The 9,364-nt window shown below is 42.3% G+C and carries 9 protein-coding genes; 7 read left to right on the top strand and 2 right to left on the bottom strand.

All coding sequences use genetic code 11. The features are described from left to right. The 6 genes from ACTNES_RS17355 to ACTNES_RS17330 all read left to right on the top strand — a co-directional run. The coding region (locus ACTNES_RS17355; RefSeq protein WP_441040211.1) for an ECF transporter S component at positions 1 to 304 on the top strand (304 nt) is incomplete at its 5' end. A 203-nt stretch (positions 305 to 507) separates the two neighbouring features. Beyond that, on the top strand, positions 508 to 801 hold the full coding sequence (locus ACTNES_RS17350; protein WP_008706339.1) for a nucleotidyltransferase family protein: 294 nt from the start codon (positions 508 to 510) through the stop codon (positions 799 to 801). After that, positions 788 to 1,177, top strand: coding sequence for an HI0074 family nucleotidyltransferase substrate-binding subunit (locus ACTNES_RS17345; protein WP_118566675.1), 390 nt, complete (start codon positions 788 to 790; stop codon positions 1,175 to 1,177). Before ACTNES_RS17350 ends, ACTNES_RS17345 begins: the two co-directional genes overlap by 14 nt. A 75-nt stretch (positions 1,178 to 1,252) precedes the next feature. Continuing rightward, on the top strand, positions 1,253 to 1,840 hold the full coding sequence (locus tag ACTNES_RS17340) for an NUDIX hydrolase (RefSeq protein WP_441040212.1): 588 nt from the start codon (positions 1,253 to 1,255) through the stop codon (positions 1,838 to 1,840). Positions 1,841 to 1,912: 72 nt separating this feature from the next. Continuing rightward, positions 1,913 to 4,333 (top strand): glycoside hydrolase family 3 protein, encoded by a 2,421-nt coding sequence (locus ACTNES_RS17335; RefSeq protein WP_291807600.1) that lies wholly within the window; start codon positions 1,913 to 1,915, stop codon positions 4,331 to 4,333. A 40-nt stretch (positions 4,334 to 4,373) separates the two neighbouring features. Continuing rightward, the gene (locus tag ACTNES_RS17330) at positions 4,374 to 5,708 is read left to right on the top strand and encodes an MATE family efflux transporter (protein ID WP_291816447.1); all 1,335 of its coding nucleotides are present in this window, start codon (positions 4,374 to 4,376) and stop codon (positions 5,706 to 5,708) included. A gap of 40 nt (positions 5,709 to 5,748) precedes the next feature. Here ACTNES_RS17330 and ACTNES_RS17325 read toward each other — a convergent pair whose 3' ends face one another. Further along, entirely contained in the window at positions 5,749 to 7,104 is a 1,356-nt protein-coding gene (locus ACTNES_RS17325; protein WP_441040210.1) for an MATE family efflux transporter, read from the bottom strand. A 377-nt stretch (positions 7,105 to 7,481) separates the two neighbouring features. Between ACTNES_RS17325 and ACTNES_RS17320 the strand changes: the two genes are divergently transcribed. After that, positions 7,482 to 8,783, top strand: coding sequence for an MATE family efflux transporter (locus ACTNES_RS17320; RefSeq protein WP_441040209.1), 1,302 nt, complete (start codon positions 7,482 to 7,484; stop codon positions 8,781 to 8,783). Positions 8,784 to 8,822: 39 nt separating this feature from the next. Here ACTNES_RS17320 and ACTNES_RS17315 read toward each other — a convergent pair whose 3' ends face one another. Beyond that, on the bottom strand, positions 8,823 to 9,311 hold the full coding sequence (locus ACTNES_RS17315; protein ID WP_441040208.1) for a methylated-DNA--[protein]-cysteine S-methyltransferase: 489 nt from the start codon (positions 9,309 to 9,311) through the stop codon (positions 8,823 to 8,825). Between the last annotated feature and the right edge of the window lie 53 nt (positions 9,312 to 9,364).

Raw genomic sequence — 9,364 nt, 5'->3', positions numbered from 1 at the left:
CCGCTATAAATCTGTTAAGAGCAGAAAACATGCAGTGATCGGAATGGCAGTTGGAACCGTACTTACAGCAGTAGTTGCATGCTTTATCAATGCATTCGTGTTACTTCCGGCTTATGGAAAGGCTTTTGGAATGCCGGTAGAAGCATTTATCGAAATGGGAAGTGCAGTACACAGTTCTGTAAATAATCTTCTTACATTTGCAGCAATGATCATTTTCCCATTCAACATATTCAAATATGCTCTGACATCCCTGATCGTATTCCTGATCTATAAGAGAATCCGTGTAGTTCTCAAGGGAGACTGATCTTACATTTGATAGATAAAGAGGAAACTAACATTCTCAATAAATAAAAAAAGAAGAACAGCCGTATGATGAAAAGTCTGCAGTTGTTCTTTTTTTGATGTGCAAAAAATAATTACGGAAATTGTCAGACAGACTTAAAAAAGATACGATAATATGGTAAGATAAAACATACGATATAAACATCGGAATGTGAGGTTTATAAAATGAATGATACAGGAATCAGACCGGAAGTTATAGAAGAAATCCGAAACCTTGCGCAAAAATATGATATTGAAAAAGTAATTCTTTTTGGTTCGAGAGCAAGAGGGGATTTCAGAAGAACAAGTGATATAGATATTGCAGTCACAGGAGGAGATTTTGCAAGGTTTGCGTTAGATGTGGATGAAGAGACAAGTACTCTTCTGGAGTATGATATTGTAAATCTTGATCGTGACATGCAGGATGAATTAAGAGAATCTATAGAGAAGGAAGGGAGGATTTTGTATGAGAAAATATGAGAATTTCTGCAATTCACTGTCTAACATGAAAGATATTTATAATTATGAAGAACCATATGATAATGTAGTGATTACCGGACTCGTAGGATTGTATGAAATTTGTTTTGAGCAGTCATGGAAAATGATGAAAGAAATACTGGAGATTCATGGATATGCAGAGGGAGCAACAGGTTCACCGAAAATCATTCTGAAGACTGCCTATAAAGCCGGGATGATAAGAGATGAGGAGCAGTGGCTTCGTGCATTGCAGGCAAGAAATAATGTTACACATTCTTACAATCAGAAAATTGCGTTAGGAATTATAGCTGATGCAAAAGAAGAGTTTTATCAGATGTTTTGCGAATTAAAAACAGAGATAGAAGAAAACTGGCTGTGATAATCAACAGAGGTATAGAAAGCGAAAGGAAGTATCCATTATGGGACAGATACACAATATTGAGAAACTGACAGACTGACAGACTGTAAATTTTTGAATTTGTATCATTTAAATGCAACAAGTGTTCACAACACTCCTGTGTCATATTTCGTGGCATCACGTGCGAAGAGTATTAACGAATTAAAGATAAAAACAGGTAAAAACACTCCGGATGGCGTGATCATTTACAGTCTTTATGGGGAAAAGAGAGACAGAGTTGTATTAGTACGTCAGTACAGATACGCAATCGGCGGATATATCTACGAATTCCCGGCAGGTCTGGTAGAACCGAATGAAGAATTTCATGAGGGTGCAGTAAGAGAGATGTACGAGGAAACAGGACTGAAATTCACACCTCTGAAAGTAGATCCTGCATATGAAAAACCATATTTCACAACGGTTGGTATGACAGATGAATCCTGCGCGACTGTTTACGGTTACGCGGAAGGCGAGATCAGTAAAGCGGCACAGGAGGATTCCGAAGAAATTGAAGTTGTACTTGCTGACAGAGAAGAAGTAAAGAGGATTCTGCGTGAAGAAAATGTAGCAATCATGTGTGCATATCAGCTTATGCATTTCCTTCGGGATGAAGAACCTTTTGCATTTTTGAAGGAAGAACTTTAACCAAATCAGGCAAGTAGCGAAGCGGATGATTTTATCTGCTTGATTAAGGAGAATTAAGGGAGGATTAAAATAATGGCAAAATGGCAGAGAAGCTTTTTTCAGCCAGTGCTTCCGCTGGGGGAAGATGGACGAAGAGTTACAGGAAGTAAAGAACATATTGCACTTTCCAGAATGGCAGCAGGAGAGGGAATGGTTCTTCTGAAAAATGAGAAAAATACACTTCCGATTCGGAAAGGGACGAAAGTCGCACTCTTTGGTAAGGGTACTGTAGACTACGTAAAAGGCGGCGGAGGAAGCGGCGATGTAACTGTAGAATACATCCGTAATCTTTATGAGGGCATGAAGATTAAAGAGGATGAGGGAAAAGTAGAAGTTTTCGATAAACTTGCGAAATATTATGAAAAAGATATTCAGAAACAATACGCAGATGGTGCAGTACCAGGTATGACAGTTGAGCCGGAGCTCCCGGATGAACTTCTGAATGAAGCGCGAGAATATACAGATACTGCAGTAATTACCATTTGCCGTTTTTCAGGCGAAGGATGGGACAGAAAATGTGAAGCAGCACAGGATGGATACGTTCTTGACGGAGAGGAAAAAAGAAACTCCGAGTTGTCAGCGAAGATTTTTGAAAACGGTGATTTCTGCCTGACAAATGCAGAGAATGCCATGGTAGAGAAAGTAAAGAAAGCATTCCCACATGTAATCGTAGTGATGAATGTTGGCGGTATCGTGGACACGAAATGGTTCAGAGACTGTGATGAGATCCAGTCAGTACTGATGGCATGGCAGGGCGGTATGGAAGGTGGTCTTGCAACAGCAGATATACTTTGTGGTGATGTTAATCCATCTGGTAAATTATCCGATACTTATGCAAAAGATCTGGAAGATTATCCATCCACAGCAAACTTCCATGAGTCTGCATTCTATGTAGATTACACAGAAGATATCTATGTGGGATACCGTTACTTTGAAACAATTCCGGGTGCAGCGGAAAGAGTAAATTATCCGTTTGGGTTTGGACTTTCCTATACAGACTTCGACTGGAAGATGACTGGTGCTTCCGAAGAAAACGGTGTGATCACGGTTCTTACTGAAGTAACCAATACAGGAAAAACAGCAGGAAAAGAAGTTATCCAGCTCTATTACGGAGCACCACAGGGGAAACTTGGAAAGCCTGCGAAAGTACTGGGGGCATTCAAAAAGACCAGTCTTCTTCAGCCGGGTGAACGTCAGATCCTTACCCTGAAAATTCCTGTGAATCAGATGGCATCCTACGATGATCTGGGTAAAGTATGCAGATCAGCCTATGTTCTGGAGGCAGGAGAATATGCGATCTATATCGGTACAAATGTAAGAGATGCAGCGAAGATCGACTTTACATATGTAGTAAAAGAAGACACAGTAACTGAGCAGTTAAGCCGGAAAGCAGCGCCATATCATCTTCAGAAACGTATGCTTGCGGACGGTTCTTATGAGGAACTTCCACAGCGTGAATATGTGGAAGAAGAAGGACTTCCGAGACAGGATAAATATGCCATCGGTCTTCCATGCCCTGATACAAGAGGACAAAAAGGAATAGACTTTCTTGATTTTCTTGATTCCAAGGGAGTTCGCTTCTCTGATGTAGCAGATGGTAAAATGACATTAGATGAGTTTATGGATATCCTGACATTGGATGACTGTATCAATCTCCTTGGCGGACAGCCAAACACAGGATGTGCCAATACATTTGGAATGGGAAATCTTCCGGAATACGGAGTCCCGAATGTGATGACTGCAGACGGACCAGCCGGACTTCGTATTCTTCCGAAATGCGGAGTGAACACAACTGCCTGGCCATGTGCCACACTACTTGCCAGCACCTGGGATGAAGAACTGGTAGAGAAAGTTGGTAAAGCAGGAGCAGAAGAAGTAAAAGAAAATAATATCAGTATCTGGCTTACTCCTGCCTGCAACATCCACAGAAGCCCGCTCTGTGGCCGTAACTTTGAGTATTATTCTGAAGATCCGTACCTTGCAGGAAAGACAGGTGCAGCTATGGTAAGAGGCATCCAGTCTCAGCATATCGGAGCAAGTGTGAAGCATTTTGCAGCCAATAATAAGGAGACAAACCGTAAGGATTCTGATTCCAGAGTATCAGAGAGAGCACTCCGTGAGATTTATCTGAAACAGTTTGAGATCATTGTAAAAGAGGCTCATCCATATACAATTATGTCCTCCTATAACCTGATCAACGGCATCCACGCTTCAGAGAACAAAGAACTCCTGACAGGTATTCTCCGGGATGAATGGGGATTCGACGGACTGGTTACAACAGACTGGTGGACCTTCGGAGAGCATTACCGTGAAACAAAGGCAGGAAACGATATCAAGATGGCAGCAGGATATCCGGAACGCATAAAAGAAGCTTACGAAAAAGGTTTTATTACTGAAGAAGAAATCTGTCGCAGCGCAAGAAGAATCCTGAATATGATTCTGAAAATTGACTGATGAGTATCATTAATATTTTATACAGGAGCAAAAAAAGATAATGGATGAGCGTAAACGAAGTTTACGAAAAGAAATAGTCAGGCTAGCATTTCCGATCGCACTTCAGCAGTTCATGACAGCCCTGGTCGGAGCATGTGATGCGATCATGCTGGGAAAGTTAAGCCAGGATGCCATGTCAGCTGTATCACTGGCCACACAGGTTACTTTTGTATTTAATCTGTTTATGTTTGCATTTATGGCAGGCGAGAATATGTTTGTGGCACAATATTATGGGAAAGGGGATTACACAGGTATTTCCCAGGTGTTCAGCCTTGTGACAAAGATATGTGGATGTATTGCAGTGGTATTTCTGGCAGGAACCCTTTTCTTTCCGGAACAGCTCATGAGAATCCTGACAAATGAGGAAACTCTGATCGTTCTGGGAAGTGAGTATTTAAGAGTCATCGGTATTTCCTATGTGTTTTCGGGAATTGCACAGACTTTCCTGGCAGTCATGAAGAACTGTGGTGCAGTAAATATGAGCACCCTGATCAATGGGGTTATGGTAATTCTCAATATCGCATTGAATGCTGTTTTCATTTTTGGCCTGTCCGGCTTTCCGAAGATGGGAATTAAAGGTGCAGCACTGGCAACCGTACTTGCAACAGTTGTACAGTTCTTATGGAGTGTTGGTTATGTATTGTGCAGGATCAGAGCTGTGAAATTCAGTCTCAGAAGTTGTGAAAAAAGGTTATTTGGCCGTTTCTGGCAGAAAGCTGTTCCGTTACTGATCAATAATCTTGCATGGGGAATAGGTTTTTCCATGTATTCTGTGATTATGGGACATCTGGGAACGGATGCCGTTGCCGCCAATGGAATAGCAAATATTTCAAAAAATCTTGTTGTATGTTTCTGCCTCGGACTTGGAAATGCAGGCAGTATCATAGTGGGAAATCGTCTTGGTGCAGACCGCCTGCAGGAAGCAAAGGAGGCAGGCGGAACACTTACCAGAACTGCGATTATTGCAGGAATTATATCAGGCCTTGTCCTGATCATCTTGTCCCCATTTATCACAAAAATGGTAGATCTCACCCCGACAGCCCGCGGATATCTGCAAAAAATGCTGCTGATCTCTTCCTATTACATAGCAGGAAAATCAGCAAACTGTATGACAATAGGCGGAATCTTCGCAGCAGGCGGAGACTCCAAATTTGGAATGCTGTGTGATTCCATAACGTTGTGGTGTATCACCGTTCCTCTGGGATGCATCTGCGCATTTATCCTGAAACTGCCGGTTATGTTTGTCTACTTTGTACTCAATCTGGACGAGATCATTAAACTGCCGGTGGTCTATAAACATTATAAGAAATATAAATGGATTAAGAATCTTACATAATTTTACACGCCTCACAGGCACATATACCGGATATCCGGGACTATGTGCCTGTTTTTTTATGATATTTATGCATCCGTACATAATAGCTGATGCATAAGATCACAGTGGCTCCGCTCCATGCTGCAATCTCTGCAAAGAAAATACCGTCCTGTCCGATAAAATGGGGAAGAATCAGTGCAGCACTGATACGCATGACAAATTCAGCCATACCACTTACCATAGGCATTAAGGTATCTCCCAGCCCCTGAAGTGCAGATCTGTACACGTACAGGAAGTACAAAACCCAGAGCATGGCAGCCATAATAGAGAGGTATTTAAAAGCAATTGCAAGTACCTGCTGTGTCTGCTGCGGTTCACCTGAGATGAAAAGTGAGAGAATATTTTTTCCAAATAAAAACATGGCAGCAGAAATGATTAGTGAGGTAAGCAGGGAAAGCAGCATACTGCTGCGGACACCTTTTCTGATCCTGTCAATCTTTCTGGCTCCCAGATTCTGACCCACATAGGTAACGATGGCATATCCATAGGAAATAGCAGCCATTTCCAGCAGACCATAAAGCTTGTTTGTAGCTGTAAATCCTGCTACAAAAAGGAAACCGTAGCCATTGATTACATACTGGACTACCAGACCGCCCACACCGATGATGATATTCTGGAATACAACAGGAATACCAAGCTTCATCAGGCGGGCATTCATGCCGGAGGCAGGCATAAAATCTGCTCTGGTCAGATGAACGATATCAATTCTGCGTAAAATCAGGAAACAGTAAACAGCGGAGAAGCTCTGTGCGATCACAGTTGCGATTGCTGCTCCTGCCACACCCCATCCGAAGCCTGCCACAAAAAGGATGTCCAGTGAGACATTCAGCACAGATGCGATGATCATTGCGGTCAGCGGTGTTTTACTGTTTCCCATAGCCCTTAGGGCAGAGGCAAACATATTATAGGCTGCTGTGGCGGGGATTCCACAGAAAATGATGCGCAGATATAACAGAGACATTCCGATAATATTGGAAGGTGTATGCAGCCCTGTTAATACCAGCGAAGCAAATGACTGGCTGAGAATCAATACTCCGGCTGCGATGAATGCGGTCAGCCGGTAACTGTGAGCCAGAGATTTACGCAGATTTTCGAAATCCTTTGCCCCATAATACTGGGAGAGTTGAATAGAAAATCCCTGAGTGAGTCCTGTGGATATTCCTGTGACAACCCACATCAGAAAGTCAACAGCACCCAGTGCGGCAAGAGCCTCCACACCTGCAACCTGTCCAACAATCATGGTATCAACCATTGTATATAGCTGCTGACAGAAATTCCCCAGCATCAGGGGAATTGCAAAAAGAATGATCAACCGCCCCGGTGAACCGGAGGTCATATCCTGAATCTTGGTTTTCATTAGTATAAAAGTTCCTTTCCTGAGCATATTTGAAAAAGTTTAGAAATGATTATTCGAATATGCCCTGATATTTACATTGATAATTTTATATCATTAACGTGAAAAATGAAATATAATATTTCATCAGAATGATATAAATTTATCTGTTATTGTAGATATCTATAGCAGCTTTCTCGGATGCATTATTTACGGGAACTGCTATAAATATCTATACCTGTAGATTATTTTATGTTATAGGAAATTACTCCGTAATGTTTCTATAACATAAAAAAGCCCTCCGGGTAGGATCGCACTGCGATGGAGAGGAGTTTTTTGTTGCTATTTCTTAAAATACAGATATAATAGAAGGCAAGTCTTTACGGAAGGAAACAAGAATTATGCTGAAAAGATTCACCAGATATGTAACCCAGAGTGTTGCCGGAATGATCGGGATTTCCGTTTATGTTCTGGCAGATACTTTCTTTATCTCGGTATATTCCGGTGCTGACGGACTGGCAGTTCTCAATCTGATCCTGCCGGTTTATGGACTGATCTATGCGATTGGGGCTATGATCGGGATTGGTTCCGCTACCAGGTATGCCATAAACAGGGCAAAAGGAGAAAACACAGATTATTATTTCGTACAGTCAGTAACCTGGAGCATACTGGCTGCAGTTCCATTTATGCTGATCGGAATCTTCATTCCGGACAAGGCATTGGCTTTGCTGGGTGCAGATGCCGGACTGATCGGACTTGGACGAAACTACATGAGAATTATTCTGATTGCAACACCATTCTTCATGTCAAATTATACATTTACTGCATTTGCCAGAAACGATGGAGCGCCTTCTATTGCAATGATCGGTTCTATCAGTGGAAGTATTTTTAACATTGTATTTGATTACATATTCATGTTCCCTGTCGGCCTGGGATTTTCCGGAGCAGGACTGGCTACTGCAATCTGTCCGATTGTAACAATGAGTGTCTGTACCATACACTACAGAAGCAGCAGAAACCATGTAGAATTCCATTGGAAAAAACCGTCATTCAGACACCTGATTTCCTGCTGTCAGCTGGGAGTTTCCGCATTCGTCGGTGAACTGTCTTCCGGTGTGATCGCCATTGTATTTAACTTCCTGATCCTGGGAATCGCGGGAAATGTGGGTGTAGCAGCCTATGGAGTTGTGGCAAACCTTTCTATCGTGGCATTTGCAATCTTCAACGGTCTGGCCCAGGGAGCACAGCCTCTGATCAGTGAAAGCTACGGAAAAGGTCAGCCTACTCAGGTAAAAAAACTTCTGAAATGGAGCCTGCTCGTATGCCTTGCAGTAGAAGCACTGATCCAGTTGATCATCTGGACAGCAACTGACCCGCTGATTGGCATTTTCAACAGTGAAAACAATGTTCAGCTGCTGAATTATGCACATACAGGACTGCGTCTGTATTTCCTTGGATTTATAGTGGCAGGAATCAATGTTGTATTGGTGGCATATTTCTCGGCAGTAGATGAACCGAAAATCGCGATTGTCGGTTCATTCCTGAGAGGAATTGTTGCCATTGTTATCTGCGCAGTTATATTTGCGAAATTATTTGGATTAAATGGAATCTGGCTCTCTCTTTTTGCAGCGGAGACGCTTACATTTCTGACGATTCTGTTTCTGGCATATAAAGACAGAAGAAAAAGAATGGCAGTTGTCTGAATTTATAGCAAGTAAAGTAGAGAGCGGGAATTGCTATAGTTAAAATTTAGGAATTGTCCGGATAAGATCAGGCAGTTCAATATTAAGCAGCCTGATTTTCCGCTCAATCCCTCCGGCATAACCGGTAAGGCTTCCATCTAAACCTATAACTCTGTGGCAGGGGACGATCACGGAAACCCGGTTATGTCCAACTGCACCGCCAACTGCCTGGGCAGACATGGTTTTCAGCCCACGTTTATCAGCTATTTTGCGGGCAATCTCTCCGTAAGTAACTGTCTGACCGTAAGGAATTTCCAGTAAAATATCCCACACTTCTCTCTGAAAATCTGTTCCGATCAAATGAAGCTTCGGCAGGAAATCCGGCTTTTGCCCACTGAAATAAATATCCAGCCAGCGCAGAGCATTTTTTAAAATATGGTTTTCCTTTTCCTCAAAAACAAAATTCCTGTGTCCTGGAAATTCTCCAAAATACTTCTGCCCCTCAAACCAGGCGCCCACAAGCCCCATATCATCAGCAGCCAGCAGCATTCTTCAAAGTGAAGACAGATAATAAGTTCTGTAAATCATAATATTCACCCTCA

The sequence above is a fragment of the Blautia sp. HCP3S3_D9 genome (assembly GCF_052063845.1).
GTDB lineage: Bacteria > Bacillota > Clostridia > Lachnospirales > Lachnospiraceae > Blautia_A.
Note: the sequence above shows the minus strand (reverse complement) of the source record. Positions and strands in the feature narration are given on the sequence as shown.